This is a genomic window from Arthrobacter sp. 260, from assembly GCF_013116745.1.
Classification (GTDB): Bacteria; Actinomycetota; Actinomycetes; order Actinomycetales; family Micrococcaceae; genus Arthrobacter_D.
On the sequence record NZ_JABFOE010000020.1, the window covers coordinates 16,494 to 42,833 of the forward strand.

Sequence of the window (26,340 nt, forward strand, 5' to 3'; positions counted from 1 at the left end):
AGGACTCTCGCTGGTCTTTAGCCAGGTTTTTGGATCAGTCGGGGGAGGGCTTTGACGTAAGCGACCATGCCGAGGAGCTCGACCAAGGTTTGGGTAACGACGACCAGGGCTACGAGAGATAAAGGCTCAGGGAGGGCTAGTGCCAGTGGGAGGACGACCAGTGAGTTCCTAGTCGCCCCGCTGAAGACTACTGCGGTGGTGCTGCCTGCATCGAGGCGTGCTACGCGGGCTGTGAGTATCCCGACGGGGACCATGATGATGAGAAATCCGATGTAGATCGGGATGACGGCTAGAAGTGATGCGATCTCCTGGCCAGCGCCGACGATCTGGGACCCGATGACGGTGGCAAGGGTGAGCATCATGAGCGGGACCATGAGGGATTGCATCAAAGACATCAGGTGTTGCGCTGCCCGTGCTCCGTTCGCCCACCACTGGGTCAGTGCGGCGGCGACCAAGGGGATGATGATGAGCACGACCAGTGCTTCAATGAATGGTTCCGGTTCGATCGCAGAAACAAGATCCGAGCCGATAAAGATCAGTAGATAGAGCGGCAGGAGCAGCATCTGGGCGAGCATCAACAGTGGTGCGGCCGCGAGCAGTCGATCACTGGATCCGCCGGCGAGGCCGGAGAACACAATGACGTAATCAATACACGGGGTGAGTAGGACCATCATGACCCCGACCAAAAGGGCCTGGTCATAGGCGACGAACCGGGATAGACCGAACACGATGGCTGGCACGATCAGGAAGTTCAGGACCATCACGGTGGCCATGAATCGACCATCGCGTAAAGCCTGCCCAATTTTTGCGAAGGGGATGCCCAAGAACGTGGCAAATAACAACAGGCCTAGCACTGGATTGATGGCGGCCTCCAGCGGTTCAGCGGCGGTAGGCACTAACCATCCGAAGAGACCCCCGGCGACGATGGCTGCAAGGTACAGGTTGATTTGATGCCGTTCCATACCTGCAACGAGGCGAGCTGTATCCACAGATCCAGCCTAAACCGTGCCGCTCCGCGCGGATCCGGACCGGCTTCATGTTCCCTCGTTGACGTATTAGAACGTTATCGGCGTCCCCCCACCGGTCTTTGGTTGCGGTGCTTGGACAAGGTGATCCACTGTCGTTTAGCGGGCCTTTTCGAATCATGTACTCTACTTGCCGTTCGTTGACGGGTCCGACAACGGGGAGCGCTGTCAATAGTTCCGCTCCAACTTCACCGCCAGCGGTGTGCTATCAGATTAGGCTCACCGTATGGACCTTGACAGCGCATTGACGACATTCGACAAAGTAGCGGTGAATCTTGAGAAGCTTGAGAAGCTTGAGAAGCTTGAGAAGCTTGAGAAGCTTGAGAAGCTTGAGAAGGTTTGGGAACGAGCGCATCCGCATGTCCCAAATAGTCCTTCTATGGGCACTCATCCGGAATACACCACGCTCGCGCGCAACTGGCTTGATCTACTGCCGGGTCTGCCGCCTATCGACGGGTGGAGAATCACGGAGGGACTACCTGACATCAACGCGTTGGGCTAGGCATTCCTTGATTATGCAGAGATCGGAGTACTGCCTCGTGATGCGTGGGCAGAGGCGGAAAGGCCCGGGGAAGAGCTCGCAACATATCGTCACCTTTTGGACCAAGCGCGCCGTCGAGTAATTGCCTCTCGACTGACAGAGCTGAGCACGCAGGTAACGGAACTTATTAGGAGAGTGGTCGAGCCGCTTCCTGCTCTAGCGGACCTGGATTTTTCTACCCCCTCCAATCGGGCACGAATCGAATCGGCAGAGGTCGATGAGATTGAAGCTTGTTTGACAGAAATTGAACGTCTTCTAGGCCAAACTGTGGATCGTAAAGGCAGATGGGGTGAGTTGCGTCGCCATCTTCGATTTGGCCAACCTCACGACTGGCACGAAATTTCGACCTTCGATTGGCCGTCGGTGCAGTCAGACATCGAAGCAGCAAAAATTGGGGAGACGGATCCTGTTCCAGTACCAGATATTGACCTAGGAAGACTCAGTGAAACAAAGCTAACCGGGCAGGCAACGACTGGACTGGCCTGGAAAAATATGGACGACGATGGATTTGAGCGCCTTCTGTTCGACCTATTAGGCAATCTTCAGGGATACCGAAACGTCCAATGGTTGTCCAGAACCAACGCTGCAGATCGAGGTAGGGATCTTTCATTGGACCGCGTTCTAGAGGATGGTTCGGGAGACATGCGGGTGGAGCGTGTCATTGTCCAAGCGAAGCACTATACGTCGAAATCCGTTTCTCCAATAGACGTTCACGGAACGTTGGCCAGCTTGCCCCTATGGGGGAAAATTGACGCTCTCATCATCGCGACCAGTAGCAGATTTACCAGCGACGCAATTGCGCTAATTGACCAACATAATAATCAACCGAACTCTGTACGCATAGAGATGTGGCCTGACAGCAAACTTGAGGTGTTGTTAGGGCCGCGGCCGACGCTCGCTATCACCCACAAACTGCGTGATTAACTTCTAGCCACCTACTATCGTCGGTGCCAGCCGCCCGCGCAGGGCGGCGTTAACCACCGATGCGATGCTGCCTCGGGACATATCTGCTACTAGAGTCAGATGGATGGAGGACTGCAATGACTTACGCGATTGAAATCGCGACGTCCACCCCGCGCGCTGGACGTCGTTTCGAGCCTATCCAGGAACGTGAGCTGCATCAGGATGCGCTGGCAGCAGTCCAAGGTCTACCAGGCGCTGCTCGCGGTCTAATTGTTGTGCCTGAGTTCGCAGGTCCGCTGGGCATACCTGACTTCACGGCGTATGTGGGCGATATCGATCGCATCCGGCGCCGTCATCGCCTAGATGTAGATCCCGTGGTCAATGAGTTGGAATCAGGTATCGTGTCGGCGGCATATTCTAAGCGTCCCTCTAGCTCGCGAGATATTGCTCACGCACTGGGATGGCCAGTGGAGACTGTCGCTGAACGGCTACGGGGGCTAGTTAGACGGGGAGCCCTCATCGAAACATCGTCGGGCAAATATGTGCGGCCAGAATCATTGGAGCCAAGCGGGCGTCTTTATGCTGTCGAAGCAAAGGTAAATGACTGGCGCTCCGCGCTCCGGCAGGTACGCACTTATCGGGTTTGGGCGGACAGTTACGTCCTCATCATGGGGCCGCTAACGACGCGCGCGAGAGCAGCGGTAACGGCCGAAGTTAGGCGCGATCGTGGTGGGCTAGTCATAGAAGGTCACTGGGTTGACCGTCCTCGCCTGGGATACACCACAGCTCGCCGCCGAATCCAGGCCGCAGAATTGTTCGCGGCAGCGACCAGAGAGGGTCTAGGGCGTCCACCCCTCGCTCTGCGCGTACATGCGTAATCCCTGTTGGTAGGACGTGATCCAGGTGCTTGTCCTGTCGCGGAGTTCGGTGGCAACCCGGACCGCCGCCCAATTTGTAGCAGCCTCAGTGTACATTCGGTCGAGTTCGTTATAACGATCCCTATAGGATGACCCCGCACCTTGGATCCGCCGAACTGCAGCATCAAGCTGGACTACATGGTGACGAAATGACTCTTTTGGACCAGGCACAGTAGGTAGCCCGCCTAGCCGGGCCGCAAGTGAAGGATCCTGTTGCTCGAGAAGTGCACCGTCGCTCTTCTTGTCCAGTGTGCTCAAGAGTCCCAAGAGCGTTGGACGCTGGTACCAGCTTGCCTGCCCCGTGCTCTCAGCTCGTGTTAGGTAGTCAGTGAACGATACTACTCGTTGGCGTTTGTCCCATCCTGTGCCGACCGTTGTTGCGCCGGCAGCTACCGCGGGAAGTGCCGCGAAGTCTCCGTGAGAGACATGTACCGGCGCATACTCGCTGAGCGATCGAACTGTTCGGCATATTCCGTACACCTCATCGGCGGTCAATTTCGGCGGAAGCTCGTTGTCTGGCTGAACAAATGAGATAAACCATCCTTGTGGGGCTAGCGCCGCAAGCGCCCCCACATGAGCATCGAGGTCATGGCCGTCACTCCAAAAGGTACCTACGCCAGCGATAGTGAGCGAGGAGTGGGGCTGCAATTCCAAAGCCACCATCGATGTCTCAAGTGCGAGCGTGCTGATGTTGTTTAGACCCGAAGGGAGCAGAGGGGCTGGCGCGAGAAAAGGTGTGTTCAGTGCTGACTGGTGTTTGAAAACCCTTCGGACATGTTCGCGACGGTAAGCGTCTTGAGTTAGATCGCCGATTGGCCCACCCCAAAGACTAAATTCGGCGTAGTAGCGGAAATCACCCACGCCCGGCATCTGAAGCGCGTGCGTAGTCGCATCAAACCAGACGGGCACACCAGCGTCCTGGAGTTCTTGGACGCGAGTTCCTATTCCGGGTTTCAGGCCCGGGCCACCGCGATGGATATAAGGCGACGCCCACGGAGTAAGGACGGCACCCGTGGTTGCCCCGCCGGTGTGCGCATCTGAAATCCACCCTGCTTGAAAGGAGCGGGGGCTGTCTTCGATAAAAGTGGTCATAGTGTCGCCTCCAGCGCATCACGGAGCGCGGCGGCGTTCCTAAACCGGCGAGCTGGTTGCGAATGAAGTGCTCGGCGTATGACCTCGGTCTGCTCCGGGCTCAGATCAGGCCGATGCTCCTCAAGGGGTTTCATTGCGCCGCTCTTAAGTCTTGAAATGTACTCGTAATCGTCGCCTGTCCATGGATATGGCGAGACACCAGAAAGGGCAGTGTACATAAGGATGCCGACCTGAAATACGTCCGACATTGGCATAGGACCGCCGCTGTAACTGTTGAGGTGTTCAGGAGTTAGATACCCGGGTGTACCCGGCTGGCCCGCAACAGTGACGCCGGAGCGCAACGTATGGCGGGCGAACCCGAAGTCGAGAACTTTGTAGGTGCCGGTACTGAGCCTGCGAACGTTGTTTGCGCTTAAGTCACGATGGATTACAGACTTCTCATGCCCTGCTGCTAGACCATTAGCTACTTGTACACCCATGGATTTTGCATCTGTCCACGTCCACGGTGCTGTGAAAAGATTACCTAAATCATCGCCGTCTAAGTACTCCTCGATCCACGCCGCAGCGTGGACCGGCGAGCCCAGCTCTACCAAATCGGATTCAACCTTCACCACGTTAGGGTTGGCGATGCTCGCCAGCAGCTGCACCTCGCGCTCTGCGCGTTTTAGAGTCTCACCGGTCGTGAACTCAAGCGCCACCACTTTCAATACAAAGGTATGACCATCTCTTGAAACTCGGCGTACAGCCTTCTGTCCTCCGACGGCACCGATCGCGCCCTCATCTGATAATCCGAGTACTGCAACTGCTTCTGCTACGAGCTTGTCATCCGCGACGGTCATTGGACGAACTTACCCGCGTCTTTAGTGCAGCTTGTTCTGTGTCGGACTACGGCGTGTCGCCGGAGGCGACTTTCGCCTTGCTGAGGCCGCCTGAATGGGAGAGAACAGCGGAACTAGAGCCGGAGATCGACCGCTGCTTTCCTCCATAGCTTCCCTGCCGAGTACGCGTGTTCCTGTTCAGGACCCATCTGGTCCTTGTTCAGCGGTGCACGCGATTTCTTCCGTAAGTCGGCTTCGGCCTTGTCTAGGACTTCTTCATTATTGAGTACCAGGAAGCTCAGTAAAAGGTTATTGTTCATCCACTCTGTAAGTAACGCGTCATCGTTCCTTGAGATGCCGGGATGAGCCGATTTGCCTCGCCAGATAGCTCGGTAGCCAGCGAGAGACGACAGAGTGCGCCGCAGCGCGGAGCCTGAAGTGGGTAGTCGATGGTGTTTGGCTCGCGTCCTCAGATTTGTTGCCTTTCCCACGTACAGAAGATCTCCCATTTCTAAGGGTATGAGAGTAGACGGCCAGTCAAAGGAAACCGGGAGCGGGCCGTCAAGGTACCACCGGTAAAGGCCAGGTTCGCCGACCGGGGTTAAAGGCCAGGCTTCATTGGGGCGCAAAGAGTCGGTCCACATTCCGACGGCAAAAGACCCCATAGCATTCCTTTCACTGAGTCTTGCTGCCTGCAGTCTCAAGGCGTTCGCTTCACTATGCGGTACACCGTACTCCGAGCAACCTTGAATAGCTCTGCGATTTCGGTGGTGGTGTGTTGTCCTCCCTTATATAGGGAGATGAGGTGTGCCTCCTGGCTTTTGGTGAGTTTGGGTTGTTTGCCGCGGAGCTTGCCTTTGGCTCGGGCGACTTGCATGCCTTCGCGGGTGCGGGCGCGGATGAGGTCTGATTCGAATTCGGCGACCATGGCGAGGACGTTGAAGAGGAGCCGGCCGACGGGGTCGGTGAGGTCGTGAACGGATCCGCCGATGCTGAGTTTCACGTTCCTCTTGGTGAGGTCTTCGATAATGTCGCGGGCGTCGGGGAGTGACCGGGCGAGTCGGTCGAGTTTGGTGATGACGAGGGTGTCACCGGCTCTGCAGGCGGCGAGGGCTTCGCGCAGTCCTGGTCGTTCGCGGTTGGTGCCGGTGAGTCCGTGGTCGACGTAGATCCGGTCTTCGGGGACATTGAGTGCGGCGAGTCCGTTGCGTTGGGCAGTGAGGTCTTGTTCGTTGGTGGATACGCGTGCGTATCCGATGATGTGTCCGGCCATGAGTCTTGATGATGTGTCCGGCCATGAGTCTTACTGTAGCGCTAGAGCTACCTAAGCGAGACAGTTTTACGGGCGGGGTATACGCGAATCCAAGAGCTGTGACTGTTAGTTAGGAATGGCGGTTAATCGCAGCTTCAGTTGGCGGTCCTGTCGTCCTATTTGACGATCCCCAACCACGACACCAGGTTGTGAAAATCCATACGCGGGTCTGCATAAGCGGGGCGAGTCGAAAAGTCGGCATCCCGAGTTCGACTCGTATTGTGGACCGGGAGATTAGTGGCATCTGCGCATAATCTGTAGTGAACACCTTTAGGAGCCATATGCCGTTTGAATCGCACCTGCCTCCCGTCGGGCCCTCTTGGGCTGGTCCACCTTGGCACGTGCAGCCGGGGAGTACCGCACTGTCGGTCGAAATTGGGCGTTCATCCTCGACTGTTGTTCGGTTAGAGGGCGCTGCTGTCTATCAACAGGGTCTCGTCCTACGGTTGGTGGTGCGAATCCGGGAAACTGATCCTGAGCAATGGCGCCGAGCCCTCCGGGGCTTCACGATGTTCGGTGAACATCGTGCCCATGCCCCACTAACACCCCCGGGATTGATTTGGGGTGTCGAATTCCCCGACGGTAGGCGGACCTCCACAGAGGCTGAATCGCCATGGGCAGCAGGTGCCCCCGAGGGAGCGGAGATCGATACGTGGGCACCGGATCATCCCATCATTGAAGCCATCGGGGGACCACCGAGCCGGTTCGCCGATAGTTGGAGTCGAGAAGTATGGCTGTGGCCGCTCCCGCCACCGGGCGTGCTGAATTTCTCCTGTTCTTGGCCGGAGCGGAGCATCTCACCGACTACAACTGCGACCGAGATCGGAACAACACTGAGCGAGGCGGCTTCGCAGACCACGCCAATCTGGCCTGACGAATCTAAGTAGCAACAGGTGAGCCCGATCGACGCGAGTTGTCGCGGTTGGCCATCGGCTTACGGGCGAACTAAGACGGTCGGGATGGGACTGCTTGAAGAGGCCAGTTGATGGCTCATTGCTTCCTTCGATTCATGCCCTGAACGATGAGCAATGCGAGGGCTCCGGTAAGACCGATGAAGAGCAGCCCGGGGGCGAGTTCGGAAAGATTCCCCAGCGCATTGGGCTCACCATAGGTCGGCGCGTAGATTGGAATGCCGGTCTCTGAATCAACTACAACGGTGTCGGCATATAGTGCAGGTTCTGGGCCTGAGTAGTAACCGATAATCCAAAGTATTCCTACGCCGATCATGAATGAGACAAGAATCCACGCACTGTAAAAGTACGGATTCCTCCGATGGGTCACGGTGGCAGATTCACTGCCGGGTTCGTATTGACCAAGATCACAGGGCGCCGAACCCGCCCCAACTTCAGTGATTTGGACTGCGTCTGTCGTTTGGTCTCTCTGAAAGTTCCCCATAGAGCGACGGTACCCGAATACCCGATGATGATCCGATAAACGGATCGTCGAGGGCCGCCAAGGGATGAACCGCCCCGGACAAGTACCTACAGCACGAGGCCGGTTTCTCTGCCGCCCATCAGGGCTAGGTGAAGTAGACCATCTGAATCGGGCACTGCATCTTCCAATCGTTCCGAGGCCCAACCGAGGCAGGTAGAGGGCAGTATTATGGCTGGCACGCGGGGCAAGCCTACGGACCGGCACGCCGGATTTTGCCGCAGACAGGCTTGGGTACGCGCCGCTGCCCTTGATTCGTCTGGGATGTGTCACCGTGACCCGGATCCCGCGAGCCTCATGACAACCTGCAGCCCGCCGGTGCTGCCCGTCCAGTGCTTGATCAGCGTGCCTGGCCCCGCCCGGTGGATAACGGAGCGTAAAACCAGGGCAATGATGATCACGTCGTCCGCGTAACCGATAACAGGCAGGAAGTCCGGAACAACATCGATGGGCATGAGCAGATAGACCAGCAGCAGGACCAGCCTTATCCGAACACCCGAGGGTAGGGACCGATCAGCGGTGAGGGATCTGAGCAATCGCAAGAGGTCCGGTAGTAGCCTCAGCGTGTCCTTCATAGTGAGTGTTTCCGGGTGCTTGCGGGCATAGCACCACAGCAGGATCAACAGCACCGCATATAGAACCAGCAACCCTCCCACGACCGCCAGGACGCTCTGCCACCAGACGAACGGCACCGCTTCGATACCGTTCACGGGCCGCTGAGCTCGAGCCGCCGATCATCGAGGCAAGGTGAACGTTTTCCCGCTGCCGGTCCAAAGGATCGGCGGCAAGTGCATCGCGGCCCCTTCACCGCGGGCAGGGTCAGCCAGATAAAACGTTCCAGGTTGTTGTAATCACCGAAGTCCAGCAAGGCCCCATCGATTTTTGGTGCGAGGTCATTGCTGACGCTGAGCTGAATCGCAGTGAGGTTGTTTCCTTCGCCGGTGGGATCGGTGGCGTGATCTTCACGGTCTGCTTCTGGGGCGGAGATGGGGGACAAGGTACTAAAAACCGGTTTCCGCGGAAGGGCGAGTGAGAAATACAAGCCCTGCGAACGGCAGCCTCCCGGCCCATGGAAACAGTGCAGGACGCCGCCAAAGACCTTGATCATTTCGAGCGCGTCCTGCGTGATGGAGAACGTGTGGCCCTGCGGGAGAACCCCCTGAGCGGCGGCCTGTGATTGACGTTGCACTTTCGACTTTCTGTTAGTGGGAGGGGCTTTCCTGCTAGGCGAGGTCAACCCGTTCGCACTCCAACAACGGCTGTTCCCGGTCGGTCAGGAAGCCGGTGTCTGCTGCGGAAATACTTGCTGCAAGGACTCCGGTTCCAGGATCCGTGAGGTCGAAGATTTATTCGTGTGCGGGTTCTCCGGTGACGCGGTGGTCAGCGTGGTTGAGGCCCTCGAGTACGAGTCGGGCCAGGTGGCCGTCGGTGATGCTGTAGACGATATTCCGGCTTTCTCTGCGGGTGGTGACGAGCCCGGAGAATCGCAGTTTCGCTAGGTGCTGGCTGACTGAGGTTCGGGCTGCGCCGGTCTGTTCCACTAACGAGGTGACATCCATCGGTCCGAGGGTGAGAAGCCACAGGATATGCAGTCGGGTGGGGTCGGCAAGCATTCGAAAGGTTGCGGCGCCGGTTTCCAACCGCTCAATATCGGGGGGAGCGGGGTGATGCAGGCTCGGTTCCGGGTGGATCTGGGGATCATTCACATCAGTGAGCCTTCTGCGTTGACGGGACTTCGTGGATCGCTTCCTGGTGTCGGGGCCATAAACGCCAGGCAGCCACTGTGCCCAGTGTAGCGAGCACTGCGAGGACTGCCGCGGCTGCGGTCTGCCCGGCAGTCGCGCCGACCCACCCGGCGATGGGGTAGGTGAGGATGAAGCAGGCATGGGAGAGGGAGAACTGTGCGGTGAATAGGTAGGAGCGGGTATTGTCGGTGGCCGTCCGGCGCAGCAGCCGGGCCGAGGGGGTGTTGATCATCGACGTTCCTACCCCCAGAATCACCCATACGACGAGGAGTAACGGCCAGGACTGTTCGGTCCACGCAATCGCTGCGGCCGCGATGATCCCCAGCGGCAAAATGACTCCCCCGAGAATCATTAGAGAACGATCCGAGACCCGGTCCAGCACCCTCGGCGCGGCGAGAGCGACGACCATTGACCCTGCACCATAGCAAGCCAGGGCCAGAGCCAGATCCGTATTTGATCCCTCGAACACCTCCAGGGCGAAGATCACGGTGTTGACCAGGACCAGCGCCGTTGCGCAGGCGACGACCAGGTTCAGGGCCATCAGGCCGCGAAGGGAGGGCTCGCGCAGGAAGATCCGTGTTCCGAGGGTGGTCCGGTGCAGTAATGACCCTGACCGTTCAATGTCCGGTATCCGCGGCAACCTGGTGGTGATGACCATGAGGGCCGAGAGTAGGAACCCCGCCATCGTGCCGATGAAGAGGTCGTGGTAGGACATGAACGTCAGCAACGCCGCAGCGATCACCGGGCTGAGCAGCGATTCCAGGTCGTAGGCCAGACGGGATAACGATAGCGCCCGGGTGTAGTCCTTCTCCTTTGGCAGAATGGCGGGGATGAGTGCCTGAAAGGCGGGGGTGAAGGTCGCAGACGCTGACTGCAGGAAGAACACCAGTACGTAGATCTGCCAGATTTGATCAATGAAGGGCAGGCTCAGGGCAATGCCCGCGCGCACCAGGTCCGAACCGACCAGCACGGCCTTGCGCGGCAACCGCTCCACTAACGCAGCCATCACCGGGGCGACGAACACGTACGCCAGCATCTTGATTGTCAGTGCCGTCCCCAGAACGGCTCCGGCCTGACCGCCAGCCAGATCAAAAGCCAGTAAACCCAACGCCACCGTCAGAAGGCCGGTCCCCAACAGGGCCACAACCTGCGCTGTGAACAGCTTCCGATATGCAGTGACTCGAAGCACCTGAAGCATCGCGAACCTTTCCGTCAGAAGTACCAATCAAGCTCAATATATAGCATGCGTGAACACGCGTGCACATATTGGAATAGATGACTGACGGCTTACGCGTGACATCCGCACCATCGACCGACTTGACCTATACCCCTAGGGGGTATATATTTGTGGGTACCGGACTGGGAAGTCCGAGCCTGACTAAAGGCCGCTTACTCCTTGAAGGTCCCTCAACGCGACTGCAGCCCACGTGGACGACCACCATGTTGTTTCAGCCGCTGAATCTCGAATACTCACCCCTTCTGTTTGGAGATCATCATGTGCGGCACTTCTTCCGATCTGCCTCTGACTGACACATCATCTTCCGGATGCGCCTGCTGCGCCCCGCAGGACAGCGAAACTCAGACCGCTCCTGCAACTGGCAATATCAGCGCCAGTTTCGGTGTCGCCGGCTTGACCTGCGGTTCATGTGCATCCCGGGTTACCTCTGCAGTCGGGGAGATCGATGACGTCACCGATGTCCAGATTGATCTCGTTTCTGGCGGGACCTCCACGGTCACCGTCCTCAGTAACCAGGCTGTTCCCGCAGCAGCAGTACGCTCCGCGGTCGAGCAGGCCGGGTACCAGCTTTCTCACGCCTGATCTTTTCTCGGGTCCGGGACACGATCCCGTTTGACTGAAGGAGAAAAACCATGAAACACCAGAACCACACGAACAACGAGACGCACGGCCAAGCCATGCCCACGACGAAAACAACCTCCGCGTTGGATCCCGATCAGCCCGAAGACCACGGTCACCAGACCCGGTCCGGGGATGCAGATCATGAGATGCATTCCCACGGCGAGCATGCGGGGCATTTCACCGCAATGTTCAAGAACAAATTCTGGCTGAGTTTGGTCATGGCTGTTCCGGTGGTGTTGTTCAGCCACATGTTCGCCACGATTGTCGGCTACACGCCACCGGATTTCCCAGGTGCCATGTGGATTTCACCCATCTTGGGCACCATCATCTTCTTCTACGGCGGTGCACCGTTCCTCAAAGGTGGGATGGCGGAGCTCAAGACCCGGCAACCGGGGATGATGTTGCTGATTGCGATGGCGATCAGCGTCGCGTTCATCGCGTCCTGGGTGACCACCCTGGGGATAGGGGATTTCAACCTGGACTTCTGGTGGGAACTGGCTCTGCTGGTTGTCATCATGTTGTTGGGGCATTGGATGGAGATGCGTGCCCTCGGATCCGCCGCGGGTGCCCTTGATGCGTTGGCTGCGCTCCTGCCGGATGAGGCAGATAAGGTCACCGACGCGGGCGTTGAAACTGTCTCTGTGAGTTCGCTGGCCACCGGCGACGTCGTCCTGGTCCGGTCCGGCGCCCGGGTGCCGGCAGACGGGGAGATCGTTGAGGGGGTGGCCGAGTTCGATGAGGCGATGATCACCGGTGAATCCCGCACCGTGCAACGCACGATCGGTGAGGTAGTTGTCGCGGGAACTGTGGCAACCGATAACGCGGTCCGGGTGCGGGTAACTGCAGTCGGGGCAGACACCACTCTGGCAGGGATTCAGCGCCTGGTCGCCGAGGCGCAGGCCTCGTCGTCGAAGGCCCAGGCCCTCGCCGACCGTGCGGCTGCGCTGTTGTTCTACTTCGCGCTGGGCGCCGGTATTCTCACGTTCATCGCGTGGATCCTGTTGGGCAGTCCCGATGATGCCATCATTCGCACCGTGACGGTCCTGGTGATTGCCTGCCCTCATGCGTTGGGTCTGGCGATCCCGCTCGTGATCGCCATTTCGACGGAACGCGCGGCGAAAGCGGGTGTGCTGATCAAGAACAGGATGGCGTTGGAGCGTATGCGAACCGTCGACATTGTGTTGTTCGACAAAACCGGGACCCTCACCGAAGGACGGCACGCAGTCACCGCCACCGTCACCTCCGGAGCGATGGCTGATGCACAAATGTTGGCTCTGGCCGCAGCGGCTGAATCCGACAGCGAACATCCGGTGGCACGGGCCATCGTCACGGCCGCTATGGACACACCAGAAGCGTTGGCGTTTGGCTATCGCGGTAGTGACTTTTCGTCGATGACGGGCCGGGGGGTTCGGGCGACGGTCGATGGGTCCGAGGTCATTGTTGGCGGCCCAAATATGCTCAAGGAACTGCAGGTGGAAACCCCGTCGGACATGAGCGCTACCGTCCAGGAATGGGTTGGTCGCGGCGCCTCTGTGCTGCATGTAGTCCGCGACGGTGCCGTTATTGGTGCCGTGCGGCTTGAGGACCGGGTGAGGGACGAGTCCCGGGCCGCCGTGAAGGCGCTGCAGGATCGGGGCGTGAAGGTCGCGATGATTACCGGGGACGCACGCCAGGTCGCGGACGCCGTCGGAACTGAGCTCGGTATCGACGAGGTTTTCGCTGACGTATTGCCACAGGATAAGGACTCCAAAGTCGCCGAGCTGCAGGCCCGCGGACTGAAGGTGGCGATGGTCGGAGACGGCGTGAATGACGCCCCCGCACTGGCCCGGGCAGAGGTGGGCATCGCTATTGGTGCCGGGACCGACGTCGCAATGGAGTCCGCCGGCGTGGTCTTAGCCGGCAACGACCCGCGATCGGTTCTGGCGATGATCGACCTGTCCAGGGCCAGTTACCGGAAGATGATCCAGAACCTGGTGTGGGCAACCGGATACAACCTGATCGCCGTGCCCCTGGCCGCCGGCGTATTGGCCTTCGCCGGTTTCGTCCTCTCGCCCGCAGCGGGAGCAGTGCTCATGAGTGTCTCGACTATTGTGGTCGCACTGAACGCTCAGCTACTGCGCAGGATCGACCTCAGCCCCGAACGCTTCACCACCACCTAGCGGTGTGGGATGACGGCCGGCCATTTTCCTCCTCATTGGAGGAAGAAGTCGGCCGTCACTAGGCTGGAAATAATCAACGGACATGGAAGGGTACTGGCGGTGATGGGCACATTCAGGTTGCGGGCAATGCTCGATCAGTCGCGTTCAGCCCTGACCTTCCTGGGGTTTACCGCCATCATCATCGGGATCCTCGCAATGCATGTGTGGATGGGCGGCCACGGTCCCACAGCCCACGGTTCACCTGCACAGAGCGACTCCGTTCACGGTGCTGCTGTCGCAGCGAACCCGACGACAACGGATATCGGATCCCCAACGTCTATGGGCGGTTCGCATCAAGTGCAAACGAGTGATTCCTACCCTGTTGAATTTCAAGAAAGCACCGGCGACTCGGCGCAAGGTTGCGTAGCGTCCTGCGGGGATGAGGGTATAGCACTTGGCATGTGCCTTCTGGCCGTTATCGTCGTCGCCGCACTGGCATTCCTGGTACGTTCCGGCCAATTCGTTCCCGGATCAGTGCTCCTCCGGGGCCCGCCGCTGATCCGCCTGCGACCCCTATCGATCCCTGTTCCTTCTCTGATTCAACTCTGTATCAGCCGGACATAAAACACCGGCACCTGCCTTCGTGGTGAACGCCGATTGCGCGCACCCGACGGCTTGCACGCCCAGCATGGGCTCCATTACAGACTATTCATCAGATGAATTCACTAAGGATCAGATCACCATGAAGCGTTACCTCTCCCTGTCAGCATTGAGCGTCGCAGCCGTCATTACCCTCGCGGGGTGCGGAAGCGGCAACGAACCCGCTACCTCAGCGTCCGAGGCGACCGCTTCCACCCAGGAATCATCACCGTCGCCAACCGAATCCGGTGCTGAGGTGTCCACTGAACACAATGACGCCGACGCGATGTTCGCCCAGATGATGATTCCCCACCACCAGCAGGCAGTGGAAATGAGCGACATGATGCTCGCCAAGGACAGCATCAGCCCCGAGATCACTGACCTTGCCACCAGGATCAAAGATGCGCAGGGCCCCGAAATAGAAACCATGACCAGCTGGCTAGAAGCCTGGGACCGGCCCATCATGCCCGAAGGTGGCATGGACGGGCATGACATGGGATCCATGGGTGGCATGGACGGGATGATGGACGAGGATCAGATGGCCGACCTCGAATCCGCCGAAGGCGACGACGCGGCCCGGATGTTCCTTGAATCCATGACCGAACACCACAACGGGGCAGTGGACATGGCGCAGGAGGAAATCGACAACGGCGAGAACCCTGAAGCGATCGCCCTGGCCGAGACGATCGTGGAAACCCAGCAGGCCGAAATCCAGGAAATGGAAGCGCTACTCGCCGAACTCTAACCCGGCGCTAGTTTCGTTGGTGGGAGGGCCAGACATCTGGCCCTCCTGCCCTGTCCCCTATTTTTGTGACTCCAAAGGATTATCACCGTGCCTCGCCCCCAAATTCTCGTCCCACGCCCGCACCGGGTTACTCGAATGGCTGCCCTCACCGTCGGTCTCCTAGTGGCCACTGCCTGTTCCCCAGAAGTCCCGCAAGGCTCGGACACCAGCGAAATCTCTGAGTCTTCCGCCAGCGCGCAGGATTATCCCGCCGGCCATATCCATGGCATGAGTGTGGACCCGGGCTCGAATCGGGTGCTCCTGGCAACCCACGACGGGCTGTTCGACGTATCTGAGTCACCGGCAATTCAGATCGGACCGACCATCGACCTGATGGGTTTCACCACGGCAGGGAACGGCAAATTTTACGCTTCGGGTCATCCCGGCCCGGAAGCTGACCTACCCAACCCGGTGGGCTTGATCCGATCCGACGACCAGGGCCAGACCTGGAAACCGCTGTCCAGGCAAGGAGAATCTGACTTCCACGCCCTCGCCGCCACCGACGGCGGGATAGTCGGCTTCGACGGTCAGCTCCGGATCAGCGCCGACGGAACCTCCTGGGAACCCGTGGATGAACAGATTCCTGCTTTCAACCTGGCGGCAACACCGCGGGACAGTATTGTTCTGGCAACCACCGAGGAAGGCTTGCAACGCTCCACCGACGACGGCACGACGTGGGCCGCTGTGCCGGGGGCACCTTTACTGATGTTGACCGCCCTCTCTGAAGGGAAAGCCGCCGGGATCACCCCCGATGGCCGGATCCACACCAGTGGTGACGCTGGTCTGACCTGGGTCGAACGGGGGACAGCCCCCGGAGAAGCGTCCGCGATCGCAACTCACATGCTTGATGACTCCACACTGCGGATCTGGGTGGCGACCGAAGACAGTGTCCAGGTATCCAACGACAACGGTCAAACCTTCATGGACATCAGGTCGAACCACCAGTAGCCGCGAAGAACCCTCCAAGCGTGTTCTAGTGGTGCGTGGCCACGGGTCGGAAAACACCACCCGCACGAGAAGCTGAACCGTACCGGGCAGCCTGGAATGGCGTCTTTGTGGTTAGCGCAGCAGTCTGCTGATCGCCTGGGTTGCTTCCTTGACTTTCGCGCTGATGGCTTCAGTGGATCCGGTCGTTCCGGCTTCGTGGGCTGCGTCGACGACGCAGTGTTGTAAATGGTGTTCTAGCAGTCCCAGACTGACGGCGTGCATGGCACTGTTGACCGCTGCGACTTGGGTGAGGATGTCAATGCAGTACTGATCCTCGTCGACCATGCGCGCTATCCCACGAACTTGACCTTCGATGCGCTTCAGGCGCCGCAAATAGGCTGCTTTGTCTGGGGTATAGCCATGCACTGCTGGAACGGCCGCCGGATGATGAGTCGCTGGTGGTTCGTCTGGTGGCTCCGTCGGGGAGAACTCTGTGGGGACTGCCTTCGGCGCTTCTGTCGTACTTCGAGATCCAGATCCGGCGCTCACGTGCTTTCCTCCCATTACCAACCAATGATTCCGGTTACACCCAGATAAGATCGTTGGTCCGTCCCCAACTACACACTCCGCGCAGCAACTATAAGTATGAACGACGCTCCAGCCTGCTGGGTGAGCAATCAGGATTCGGAATGGTTCCATCTATGCGGTGCGTGCCTGCAAAGTGCGGCGGGACGGGAGCGGCAATCCGCTGCCGTTACCTTAACGTGACTTTGATACCACGGTGGGGTATTCTCATCCGAGTGGTCCTGACACCCCGTCAAGATCATATTCCCGTGCAGAATGCCGAGCCCTGCCGCTGCACCGGGACCCGTTCGCATAATCCAGATGGCAGGGACGGGGGAACCACGTTTCCACCGGGCCACCGCACGCGGTGACCCTCGGGGTTAAGTCGATCGACTAGCCAGTGTAGGACCTGCCGTATCGTCCGCGATTGCAGGGACAGCACTGATGGTGGACGGCCGGGTGACTCCCATCCGAACCCGACAGCTCACCCCGCAGGCATGGGAGAGGCAAATCACCATGTCACGTAAGACCATTTCGGCACGCCACCGCGCTGCCACCACCCACTCCGTCGCCCTAGAGGGCCTGTCTTATTCCGCTAAGGCGAATGCTGTAGCACTAGGCAAGCCAGCCATCATCGCAGCAGCGACCGGCAGCCTCGTCTTCTCCTTCGGTGCTACCGCCCAAGCAGGAACCTACACGCAGGAAGCTGCAAACACCGCCCAGGCGCCCGCCGTTTCAGCGCCCGCCGCCCCTGTAGCTGCTCCTGCCGGTACCAATGTCTACACGGTTGTCTCCGGTGACACGATGGGCGCGATCGCGGCACGCCACGGCATCAGTCTTGATGCCCTGTTGGGACAGAACGGTTTGTCATACGCGTCAGTCATCTTCCCCGGACAGCAGATCCAGCTCTCCGGCGGTGCGAGCGGGGCAGCTAATCCAGCCACTGTCCCCGCAGCGAATGCGAGCCGAGTGCTCGCACCGGCCCCAGCACCAGCAGCAGAGCCAGCCGTAATGTCATTGGCTTCCGGTTCCATCACCCCGATCGCACCTAAGAGCTCGTCGTCGGTTCCCGCCAGCAGCGTGGGTGCAGCGCTTGTCGCTTCTGCTTATGGTCAGCTCGGTGCCATCCAGGACTGCACCATCCTCGTGGAGCAGGCATTGCGCTCCATTGGCCTGAATGTTGGCGACCTCGGACCCCTGCAGTTCGACCAGTACGGGACCAGGGTCTCAACCCCAGCCCCGGGCGACCTTGTCGTCCGCCCCGGCCACATCGCGATCTACGTTGGGAACGACAAGGTGATCAGCAGCGGTATGAACGGTTCAAACCAGACCATCGAACACCCACTATCCGATCTCGCCGGTTCTTACTTCGTGCGAGTCAACGGCTAACATCGCGGCCCTACGGAAACACTCCGTAAACTGATCAAAGTGGCAGGTGTCCAGGACGGAGGACACCTGCCACTTTTGTGTTCGGCGTTTTCAACATCGTCTAACCCAATCGCGGACGCTGGGCCTCAATGATCCCCTGACCTCGCCGGAATTCTTTCTACTTGTACCTCCGCTACATCCCCGCTCCGGTGTCGGCGGATGACGATGGTCGAAGGCACCACCTACATCATCACGGAAACAGTCGACGAATTGATCGAGTTGATCGCGGCCTACCGCGCCCCGTCGCCCGGGCCCAGGCGGCACGTCAGGAGGCTGAAGTCGAGCGCTCCGCTGCCGCAGCCCACGGCGATGAAGTAGTGATCGGAGCGGCGGTAGCCGGCGCAAACAGGGAGGGCCGCGTACGTTTTACGGAGCCTGAGCAAGCGGGGTGGGATACCGCAGAGCGCCGCAACAACCTTGTAACCGCTCTGGAGGGCAACAACGACCGCGAAGCAGTGCACGCCAGGTTAGTTGCTGACGCGCACCAAGGCACGCACCCGAGCGCCGCTGTGCAGATTCGTCCTCAATCAACACCAGTTGCGAGAAAAACGATTACCAAAGGCAAAGGGCGCGCAGCCGAACGGGGCTTGGCCCGGTAATGGTTGTGCACGCATTCAGTGCGGCAAAGCGTGGCGATGCACGGTGCGTATGTGCCAAAGATAAAAAAGCGACCGCCGCAGGAACCGAATGGTTCCCGCGGCGGCCGCTGGTGAACTGATGACCTAAAAGGTGTGGCCGGTCAGTTCGTGATGTTGGTGCTGTTATGCCTTGGCGTTGCTGCGGCGAACCATGAAGGTTCCGCCGGCTGCTGCTGCCAGGACAAGGCCGCCTCCGAGGGCGATCATGGTTAGGTTGGAGCCGCTTTCCTGGGCGACTCCGGTGTCGGCTCCGCCTTCTGGCATGGCTCCCATTTGTGATGCTGCGAGGTTTCCACAGAGGGCTGGTGAGGTTGCGCCGAGGGGTAGTGCTGGGTCGAGGTCACTCGGGGAGTTGAAGACTTCCTCGGAGACACCGGCGGTGGCGGGATCCAGGCCGTGAACGACGACGACAGCGGTGCCAGCGTCGAGTGCGTCCTGGGTGCCCTGGTTGATTTCGAAGGACCGCTGGATGGTGTAGCTTCCACCCTGGCCGGCGAGGGCCAGGTTGAGGCCTTCTTCAGGTCCGGTGGCGCCCGAGGTGGTCAGCGTGGTCTGGATTCCGCCGTACTTGGCTGCGCCTTCGGTAACGCTGACGATCCCGTCAGCGTTGGCGTCGTCAGCGCCAGTGGGGCAGGTACCCATGGCGAGGCCGTGGATGTGCTGGACGTGTGGGTAGGGTCCGTCCATGAAGGTTTCGGCGAGGCCGGAAACTTCGAGGTTCACTGTGGCGGTGGTGCCTTCGACGTCAACGGTGACGGTACCGGTGCCGGTGGTGCCGTTGAGCTGCCCGAGGTTTGAGGAGTAGGAGCCAGTGGCGTGATCGGCCATGGCGGGGGCGCCTGCCATGGCAACGGTGCCAAGGGCGAGGACGGGGACTGCGAGGAGGCGCATCTTCTTATTCATTCGATAGATCCTTCTGTGCGGCGATCGCGCGTCCTGACTGGACGCGTCTTATTGTGATTCGTAACACTCGGGGAAAAGGATGGGCCACGTATAAACGTTTCTGGGACCCTCTGGGGAAATTTTCTGCTTCGAGGTCGTATGCGCGGCTACTACGCCACATTCTCAGGTAAATCGCAGAAACCCGCTGTATCATTTTTCCTATCCTCTAGTGCGAGTGATTATTTACTGGGCGTTCGCGTCCGAACCAGAAGCGCCGGGAAACACGACAAGCGACCTCCATCGCATGTGTTTTCCGGCGCTTCTATGTCTACGTCACGTTGTCCTGAAGCACACGCATGTTCGTCGAGAGTCCCTCGCCGGTAGGTGAGCTGGCGAGAAGCGAACCACTAAAGTCGTCAACATAATGTAGGCGAACCTGGTAACCTCACCCAAAAAAAGATTTTTAGGTACGGCTAAAAATGGTATCTTGACGTATGTTCCGCTCTAGCGCGTCATCGCAGGAATCGCCGTCTGATGAGGCTTCTGAGCCAGGCGCCATGACCGGCCAGCGGCTCGTCTGGCTTCTAGGTCCAGCCTTGGTCGCTGGCGTAGCCTATCTCGACCCAGGAAATGTTGCCAGCAACATGACCGCCGGGGCCACCTTCGGCTTCCTTTTAGTCTGGGTTGTTGTCCTGGCCAACACCATGGCGTGGCTGGTGCAGTACCTCTCCGCGAAGCTCGGAATCGTTACCGGCAAGAGTTTGCCGGAAATTCTGGGCGAGAGGATCGGATCGAAATGGGCCCGGCGTTTGTTCTGGGCCCAGGCCGAGCTAGTGGCTATGGCCACGGACATCGCAGAGATCGTCGGTGGTGCGATCGCGCTGGCCCTTCTTTTTGGGTTGCCTCTCCCCTTGGGTGGAATAATTACCGGCGTCGTGTCCCTCGTCGTACTCCTTCTGCAGGGCAGTGGACGCCAAAAAACTTTTGAGCGCGTCATCATTTCGCTCATGCTGATCGTGGTTATCGGGTTTTCCACTGGTGTGGTCCTGCACCCTCCCGAAGCTACGGAGGTCATTGGCGGTCTCGTCCCCAGCTTCGACGGCAGCGAATCTGTCCTTCTGGCCGCTTCGATCTTGGGTGCCACCATCATGCCGCACGCGATTTACGCTCATTCGGCCCTGGCCCGAGACCGTTTCCCCGACCGGCTATCTGGCATACCAACTAGTCGGCTTCTATGGGCCACTAGATGGGACGTCACGATTGCACTGGTGATAGCCGGGGCGGTGAACCTTGCGATCCTGCTGCTTGCGGCGACCTCGCTTCAAGGAGTTGAAGGAACCGACACGCTGGAGGGCGCCCACGCGGCGATCGCTACCGCCATGGGGAGCGTCGTTGCCACTATCTTTGCCCTTGGGTTGCTGGCCTCGGGGTTGGCCTCGAGCTCTGTTGGTGCCTATGCCGGCGCAGAGATCATGCATGGGCTGCTGCGGGTCCGTGTGCCGATTCTCCTGCGGCGCCTTGTCACCCTCATTCCGGCCCTGCTGATTCTTGTTCTTGGTATTGATCCCACCTGGGCCCTAATCCTGAGCCAAGTGGTCCTTTCCTTCGGTATACCGTTCGCCCTGATCCCTCTGGTCTGGTTGAGTGCCCAAAGCTCCGTGATGGGCCACCACCGAAGCCGCTGGTGGACAACGGCCCTTGGAGCGATTGTCTCCTTGCTCCTAGTGACTTTAAACATTACCCTGCTTTACCTCATCTTCACCGCGTCCTAGAGAAGAGATCTCAACCCGGTCGCCTCAGCAATCTCGCTTACGCTGCCGGGGGGCTAAACATCGCTCAAACGTATGATTGAGCCTTATGGGAGATACCGGACGCATCGCTGTCCCGCTGGAATCGAGGGCGGGCCATCACAGAGCCCGGAGACAGGGACGACCTGCGGACGCGGCGATCGAGGATTACCTTAAAACGATTTATCAACACACCGAGTGGCAGAGTGATCCGATCACGCCTTCCGTTCTGGCTTCAATGCTGAGAATATCGCCAGCATCGGTCACCGGAATGGTGAAAAAGCTTGCCGCGAGTGGCCTCGTCGAACACAAACCCTATGGGCCGCTGCTCCTCACCGCTGAAGGTCACTCTCGTGCCGTTGCCGTAGTCCGGCGCCACCGGATAGTCGAGACTTGGCTCGTGAATGAGATGGGCTATTCCTGGGATGAGGTGCATGATGAAGCGGAAGTTCTGGAGCACTCCATCTCTGACAAGCTCCTCATAGCCATTGATGACCGACTGGGTAATCCCGAACACGACCCCCACGGAGACCCGATCCCCACCGTTCAGGGCCACACCAGAAGACCGAACTTCACTCTCCTCAGTAATGCTCACCCAGACGATGAGGGGACCGTACTTCGGATTAGCGACCGAGACCCCGATTTACTGCGGCTGTTGGCCTCTCACAACATGCGGCCTGGCGCTCATGTTCAAGTTCACCAGTTCAGCAAGACCACTATCTTCATCTCGATTAATAACTCAGGAAAGATTATCGAACTCCCCGGCTCAGGTGCCGACATCATCTGGATTACCGCATCAGACCCAGGCCTCCTGAAACGTCCCGGTAGTGCGCCAAGTCAGACGGTAGACGAGCTCCATTAGACGTGTAATTGCCATGGGCAACAGGCGCCCGCCTCAACGACGGTGGTGAAAATGTGGTCACGTCGCAGCTACATAAGATCCCAGCGGCCAGCAGGGATTTCATAGTGGGCGTTTCCCGGCAATGTCTTCAGGACAAGCCTGAAAAACAATGTGACTGCAACGTTCGCGCACTCATTCTGGATGACCGGCCCAATAATCGGGCCGGTCACCGCCATCTTCTAGCCGGTTTTTTCAGTGAGTAGCTCAACTAGTGCATCGGGGTAGCGTGATGATGCGAGCCAGTAGGGGGTGCGGTCCTCAGGGTCCGTTATCTCGATTTTAACGACTGGGTCGATCCATCCGCGGATGCAAAGGTAGGTCAACCCGTGAAGGTTTGGTCCGCGCTCGGTGGTGGCTTCCGCTTTGCTAAAACCCTCCACATGGCCGACATAAGTCCGATCTATCTGTGCCCTGCCAACTCGAAGGGAAGAGGCGGTCACGAGAATCTTCGGAGTTGACATGACCATGGCAAAAACAAGCACCATCAGGGTGATGACCGAGGCGATGATCCCGATAGTTATGTCGATGGGCACAAAAATCACCGAGGGGACAAAGGACAGGGCCACGGTGATGGCCCAGACTCCGACGGTCGGACTGAGACGTTCCATGTAGAGAACTGACTCATCCCCATAGTGGTCTTGCTTGATGCCGGTAGGAGAGGATTCTGCCGTGCCCTCGGACAGATTCGCTTCATCAAGGGCGGTCCCCTTGATGTTCCGGGCGTGAGGCCTGCGTTTCACTACAAATCCTTTGATGGTGGGTCCTTATAGTCCGGAGTATGAGTAGAGCCCGGAGGAATGGACGTTGACGATAGTGAAGTTGAAGGTGACTTAGATTGTTTCATCCCGCAGAGCGGGACGGAAACTTCTCTGAGCAGTGCGGTGGTGACGTTGCTGGCCCGCGGTTTCATGCGGACGGGCGGATGCCCCACCGCAGCCCGTGTTTGGTTCGGGTGTGTGTTCGTCTTGTACGTCTACTGGAGGAGGACACCCATCTTTGCGGTAGGACGAACCGAATCATGTGCACGAGAACTATACGGGAGCAGAAGGCTGCCACACCCTACCGAGGAGATTCCGTGATCGACGTCAAGAAACCCCACCAGCGTTGGGTCCTGGCGGGTCTCGCTACCGCCTCCCTCCTGGGCTCCGCTGCGTGCGCAGCCAGTCCGCCGACGTCCTCCGGCGCCGGAGGAGATGCCGCCAACGCCGCCGAGCCGGCTACCGGCAGCGCTGAGAGCAACGATTTCACGGACGGTTCGTACTCGGCGACGGGGTCCTACCAGACCCCCGGCGGTGAGGAGTCGCTAGGGGTGACGATCACGCTCGCATCGGGCAGTGTCAGCGATGTGCAGACCGAGCCGATGCCGAGCAACCCCACCACCGAGCTCTACCAAGGCAAGTTCAGTAGCGGAATCGGGGGACAAATTGTCGGGACCCCTTTATCTGAGCTGAGCGTCGATAAGGTATCCGGGTCCTCCTTGACCAGCGGCGGCTTCAACGACGCGATCGAACAGATCAAGCGCGAAGCCGCACAGTGAGCCCCACGGGCTGCCCTGGGCGGTTCAGCTTCGACGCCATCGGTACGGTCTGGCAGATCGACACTCCGGCGAAGCTATCGCCGGAGGCCCGTGCCGCCGTGGCCGCCGTGATCGAGGAATACGACGCCGTCTACTCACGATTCCGTCGTGACTCGCGTGTCTTTGTACTCACGGAAGGCGGCAGCATCACCCTTCCGCCTTCCGGTGAAGCTTTAGGATCCCTCTACCGCACCCTGTACAGCCTTACCAACGGCGCGATGTCGCCGCTGGTCGGCGGTTCGCTGGAACAGCTGGGGTACGACGCAGGCTACTCCTTCATGCCGCGCGGCGCACCTGTCCCGGCGACGGCTTGGGACGAGACCTTCCAGTGGGACGGAACGATCATCCGGTCCACCTTGCCGGTCACGATCGATGTAGGAGCGGCAGGCAAGGGACAGCTCGTTGACCTCGTGTCGGAGTCGCTGCGGAGGGCCGGCTATCCGCAACACACCATCGATGCCGGTGGGGACATGCTGGCCGTCGGTCCCTCAGCTCTCCGGGTCGCGCTTGAACATCCGTACACCCCGGACTCGGCCATCGGTGTGGTGACGCTGCAGAACCGGGCGCTGTGTGCCTCCGCCTCCAACAGGCGCCGCTGGGCAGACGGCCTCCACCATGTCCTGGATGCCACCACCGGGCGGTGCGTCGATACAGTCGTAGCTACCTGGGTACTAGCTGATAGTGCTCTCATCGCCGATGCGCTGGCCACGGCCCTTTTCTTTGTTCCGCCCGACGTGCTGCTGGCCGAGTTCGAATTTGACTACGTTCGGATTACCTCCGAGGGCCGGGCGCACTACTCATCGTCACTGGCAGGAGCGTTGTTCTCATGATCGGACAGCTGAATTGGCTTACCAGATTGGATACTTTCCTCGGGCGCGTCACGATGTACCGGCTGGTTCTGGCACTGCTCCTGGTCCTCGCGGCCTATGCGTTTGTCCTGTCTGGACTGGGGCTCCTGGCCTTCAGCCCGAAAGAGTTGGGTGCCACGCTGGCGGCCGCCGTGGTCACCTCGTGGGGCGGCACCAGAATGATGGCGATGATCGTCCGGACGCGTCCCCACACTGAGTCATCACTCATTACGGGGTTGCTGCTCTTCTTCGTGATGTTTCCCTCCGATGCCGCCGCTGGTGTTGGTGGAATTGCGGCGGCGGGACTGATCGCGGCTGCCTCGAAGTACCTGGTTGCCTTTCGTGGCCGACACATCTTCAATCCCGCCGCTTTCGGCGCCGCAGCGGTGACGCTGCTAGGACTAGGAGCCGCAGCCTGGTGGGCTGCCAATCCCGCAATGTTGCCAGTCGTGCTGCTGTGCACAATCGTGATTCTGTACCGAACACGGAAGCTCACCATGGGCGCCGTGTTCCTTGTCCTGGCCGTCGGAATCCTCGTGATGCGCCTAACCGCCGGCGGCACGGATCCCGCCAGCGCACTGCAGCTGGTCCTCGTGTCCTACCCAGTGCTCTTCCTGCTAGGGTTCATGCTGACCGAGCCCCTCACACTGCCGCCCAGACGTTGGCAGCAACTACTGGTCGCCGCCCTCGTAGCCATAGTTCTGTCCCTGCAAATCAGTATTGGACCAGTATTCATCGGGCCGGAGTACGCACTCCTCATTGGGAATGCTGTCGCCTTCACTATGGGCCAACGGCGCCGTATCCGTCTTCGTTATACAGAATCACGGCAGCTCACTCCTACGAGCGTTGAGGTTTCCTTTGCACCAGCGAAGCCTGTGCGGTTCAAGCCCGGACAATATATGGAGCTCACGCTGCCACACGCCCGACCGGACCGGCGCGGAATCCGTCGCATTTTCAGTATCAGTTCTTCACCCGGGGACGCCTCGGTCCGTTTCGGCCTTCGCCTTTCAGATCCCCCAAGTTCCTTCAAATCGGCGCTGTTGAACCTGCGTCCCGGCGCATCCGTAAATGCCACCATGGTTGCCGGCGACTTCGTGCTGCCCGCGAACCCCGCGGTGCCGCTCATGTTACTCGCCGGCGGAATCGGAGTGACGCCCTTCCTCAGCCAATTGCGGTCTATGGAAGGGACGGACCAAGGCCGCGACATCGTTCTCGTCTACGTTGTCAGCACACCGACCGAGCTCGGCTATGTCGACGAGCTATCGCGATCACGAGTAATTCTGTTCTGTCCAGGCAACCCCGGACCACTTCCGGAAGGCTGGATCCATGGAGGCACAGGCTTTCCCACAGCCAAGGATCTGCGCTCGCTCATACCCGACGTGGACCGGCGGCACGCGTACATTTCTGGGTCACCAACAACCCTGGCCCATGCCAAACTCGTGATCCGCGAAGCCGGCGGAAAATCGATCCGGACCGACGCCTTCCTCGGCTACTAGGTCAGAGAAGTCGTTGGTGAGCTAGAAAGCATCCCCAGTCTTGCCTTGGGATGCACTGTGCGAAGAATGCGTAGGGTCTCCTCTCGGCTG

At 59.4% G+C, this 26,340-nt stretch carries 24 protein-coding genes and 1 riboswitch; of the genes, 13 read left to right on the forward strand and 11 right to left on the reverse strand.

Annotation, left to right across the window (positions count from 1 at the left end; all coding sequences use genetic code 11):
* Positions 1-17: 17 nt before the first annotated feature.
* Positions 18-962 carry a bile acid:sodium symporter gene (locus HMI57_RS17225; RefSeq protein ID WP_171587253.1) on the reverse strand — a complete coding sequence of 315 codons (945 nt, stop codon included), beginning with the start codon at positions 960-962 and terminating at the stop codon, positions 18-20.
* A 289-nt stretch (positions 963-1,251) separates the two neighbouring features.
* Here HMI57_RS17225 and HMI57_RS18915 point away from each other — a divergent pair, with 289 nt between their 5' ends.
* Together HMI57_RS18915 and HMI57_RS19635 are read left to right on the forward strand one after the other, a co-directional pair.
* Complete coding sequence (locus HMI57_RS18915; RefSeq protein ID WP_216607667.1) at positions 1,252-1,527, forward strand: hypothetical protein; 276 nt, start codon at positions 1,252-1,254, stop codon at positions 1,525-1,527.
* 174 nt (positions 1,528-1,701) lie between these two features.
* Positions 1,702-2,490 (forward strand): restriction endonuclease, encoded by a 789-nt coding sequence (locus HMI57_RS19635; protein ID WP_216607669.1) that lies wholly within the window; start codon positions 1,702-1,704, stop codon positions 2,488-2,490.
* Between the two features lie 1,984 nt (positions 2,491-4,474).
* Here the strand turns inward: HMI57_RS19635 and HMI57_RS17235 are convergent.
* From HMI57_RS17235 to HMI57_RS17265, 7 genes are all read right to left on the reverse strand, one after another.
* Entirely contained in the window at positions 4,475-5,317 is an 843-nt protein-coding gene (locus HMI57_RS17235) for a serine/threonine-protein kinase (RefSeq protein ID WP_171587229.1), read from the reverse strand.
* Positions 5,318-5,996: 679 nt separating this feature from the next.
* The gene (locus HMI57_RS17240) at positions 5,997-6,569 is read right to left on the reverse strand and encodes a recombinase family protein (RefSeq protein WP_171587230.1); all 573 of its coding nucleotides are present in this window, start codon (positions 6,567-6,569) and stop codon (positions 5,997-5,999) included.
* Positions 6,570-7,598: 1,029 nt separating this feature from the next.
* Complete coding sequence (locus HMI57_RS17245) at positions 7,599-8,003, reverse strand: hypothetical protein (RefSeq protein WP_171587231.1); 405 nt, start codon at positions 8,001-8,003, stop codon at positions 7,599-7,601.
* A gap of 305 nt (positions 8,004-8,308) precedes the next feature.
* A complete protein-coding gene (locus tag HMI57_RS17250; protein WP_171587232.1) occupies positions 8,309-8,749 on the reverse strand; it encodes a DUF1232 domain-containing protein in 441 nt (146 codons plus the stop codon).
* On the reverse strand, positions 8,746-9,147 hold the full coding sequence (locus HMI57_RS17255; RefSeq protein ID WP_171587233.1) for a peptidase: 402 nt from the start codon (positions 9,145-9,147) through the stop codon (positions 8,746-8,748). Before HMI57_RS17255 ends, HMI57_RS17250 begins: the two co-directional genes overlap by 4 nt.
* A 238-nt stretch (positions 9,148-9,385) precedes the next feature.
* A complete protein-coding gene (locus HMI57_RS17260) occupies positions 9,386-9,745 on the reverse strand; it encodes a metalloregulator ArsR/SmtB family transcription factor (protein WP_171587234.1) in 360 nt (119 codons plus the stop codon).
* 1 nt (position 9,746) lies between these two features.
* Positions 9,747-10,982 (reverse strand): MFS transporter, encoded by a 1,236-nt coding sequence (locus HMI57_RS17265; RefSeq protein ID WP_171587235.1) that lies wholly within the window; start codon positions 10,980-10,982, stop codon positions 9,747-9,749.
* A gap of 297 nt (positions 10,983-11,279) precedes the next feature.
* Here HMI57_RS17265 and HMI57_RS17270 point away from each other — a divergent pair, with 297 nt between their 5' ends.
* The 4 genes from HMI57_RS17270 to HMI57_RS17285 all read left to right on the forward strand — a co-directional run bounded on the left by HMI57_RS17270 (position 11,280) and on the right by HMI57_RS17285 (position 16,151).
* Positions 11,280-11,603: a heavy metal-associated domain-containing protein gene (locus HMI57_RS17270; RefSeq protein ID WP_171587254.1), complete on the forward strand. Its 324-nt coding sequence runs from the start codon at positions 11,280-11,282 to the stop codon at positions 11,601-11,603.
* 224 nt (positions 11,604-11,827) lie between these two features.
* Entirely contained in the window at positions 11,828-13,801 is a 1,974-nt protein-coding gene (locus tag HMI57_RS17275) for a heavy metal translocating P-type ATPase (protein ID WP_228721189.1), read from the forward strand.
* Between the two features lie 721 nt (positions 13,802-14,522).
* Complete coding sequence (locus HMI57_RS17280; protein ID WP_171587237.1) at positions 14,523-15,164, forward strand: DUF305 domain-containing protein; 642 nt, start codon at positions 14,523-14,525, stop codon at positions 15,162-15,164.
* A gap of 135 nt (positions 15,165-15,299) precedes the next feature.
* Complete coding sequence (locus HMI57_RS17285; RefSeq protein WP_346655254.1) at positions 15,300-16,151, forward strand: F510_1955 family glycosylhydrolase; 852 nt, start codon at positions 15,300-15,302, stop codon at positions 16,149-16,151.
* A gap of 111 nt (positions 16,152-16,262) precedes the next feature.
* Here the strand turns inward: HMI57_RS17285 and HMI57_RS19460 are convergent, their stop codons facing one another.
* Positions 16,263-16,679, reverse strand: coding sequence for a metal-sensitive transcriptional regulator (locus HMI57_RS19460; RefSeq protein ID WP_346655255.1), 417 nt, complete (start codon positions 16,677-16,679; stop codon positions 16,263-16,265).
* Between the two features lie 314 nt (positions 16,680-16,993).
* A riboswitch (cyclic di-AMP (ydaO/yuaA leader) is annotated at positions 16,994-17,207 on the forward strand.
* A gap of 3 nt (positions 17,208-17,210) precedes the next feature.
* On the opposite strand from HMI57_RS19460, the gene HMI57_RS17295 reads away from it, so the two are divergent.
* Together HMI57_RS17295 and HMI57_RS17300 are read left to right on the forward strand one after the other, a co-directional pair.
* Positions 17,211-18,083 carry a LysM peptidoglycan-binding domain-containing protein gene (locus HMI57_RS17295; protein WP_171587240.1) on the forward strand — a complete coding sequence of 291 codons (873 nt, stop codon included), beginning with the start codon at positions 17,211-17,213 and terminating at the stop codon, positions 18,081-18,083.
* Positions 18,084-18,281: 198 nt separating this feature from the next.
* On the forward strand, positions 18,282-18,440 hold the full coding sequence (locus HMI57_RS17300) for a hypothetical protein (protein WP_171587241.1): 159 nt from the start codon (positions 18,282-18,284) through the stop codon (positions 18,438-18,440).
* A gap of 443 nt (positions 18,441-18,883) precedes the next feature.
* On the opposite strand, the gene HMI57_RS17305 is transcribed toward HMI57_RS17300, so the two are convergent.
* Positions 18,884-19,663: a CHRD domain-containing protein gene (locus tag HMI57_RS17305; RefSeq protein WP_171587242.1), complete on the reverse strand. Its 780-nt coding sequence runs from the start codon at positions 19,661-19,663 to the stop codon at positions 18,884-18,886.
* 473 nt (positions 19,664-20,136) lie between these two features.
* On the opposite strand from HMI57_RS17305, the gene HMI57_RS17310 reads away from it, so the two are divergent.
* Both HMI57_RS17310 and HMI57_RS17315 read left to right on the forward strand, forming a co-directional pair.
* A complete protein-coding gene (locus tag HMI57_RS17310; RefSeq protein ID WP_171587243.1) occupies positions 20,137-21,414 on the forward strand; it encodes an Nramp family divalent metal transporter in 1,278 nt (425 codons plus the stop codon).
* A gap of 85 nt (positions 21,415-21,499) precedes the next feature.
* Complete coding sequence (locus HMI57_RS17315) at positions 21,500-22,291, forward strand: metal-dependent transcriptional regulator (RefSeq protein WP_171587244.1); 792 nt, start codon at positions 21,500-21,502, stop codon at positions 22,289-22,291.
* A gap of 218 nt (positions 22,292-22,509) precedes the next feature.
* On the opposite strand, the gene HMI57_RS17320 is transcribed toward HMI57_RS17315, so the two are convergent.
* Positions 22,510-23,070 carry a DUF3093 domain-containing protein gene (locus HMI57_RS17320; RefSeq protein WP_346655256.1) on the reverse strand — a complete coding sequence of 187 codons (561 nt, stop codon included), beginning with the start codon at positions 23,068-23,070 and terminating at the stop codon, positions 22,510-22,512.
* A gap of 335 nt (positions 23,071-23,405) precedes the next feature.
* Here HMI57_RS17320 and HMI57_RS17325 point away from each other — a divergent pair, with 335 nt between their 5' ends.
* The 3 genes from HMI57_RS17325 to HMI57_RS17335 are packed head-to-tail and all read left to right on the forward strand — an operon-like array spanning position 23,406 to position 26,250.
* Complete coding sequence (locus HMI57_RS17325) at positions 23,406-23,867, forward strand: FMN-binding protein (RefSeq protein ID WP_346655257.1); 462 nt, start codon at positions 23,406-23,408, stop codon at positions 23,865-23,867.
* On the forward strand, positions 23,864-24,736 hold the full coding sequence (locus HMI57_RS17330; protein WP_171587245.1) for an FAD:protein FMN transferase: 873 nt from the start codon (positions 23,864-23,866) through the stop codon (positions 24,734-24,736). Before HMI57_RS17325 ends, HMI57_RS17330 begins: the two co-directional genes overlap by 4 nt.
* A gap of 26 nt (positions 24,737-24,762) precedes the next feature.
* The gene (locus HMI57_RS17335) at positions 24,763-26,250 is read left to right on the forward strand and encodes an FAD-dependent oxidoreductase (protein WP_228721181.1); all 1,488 of its coding nucleotides are present in this window, start codon (positions 24,763-24,765) and stop codon (positions 26,248-26,250) included.
* Positions 26,251-26,340: the final 90 nt, after the last annotated feature.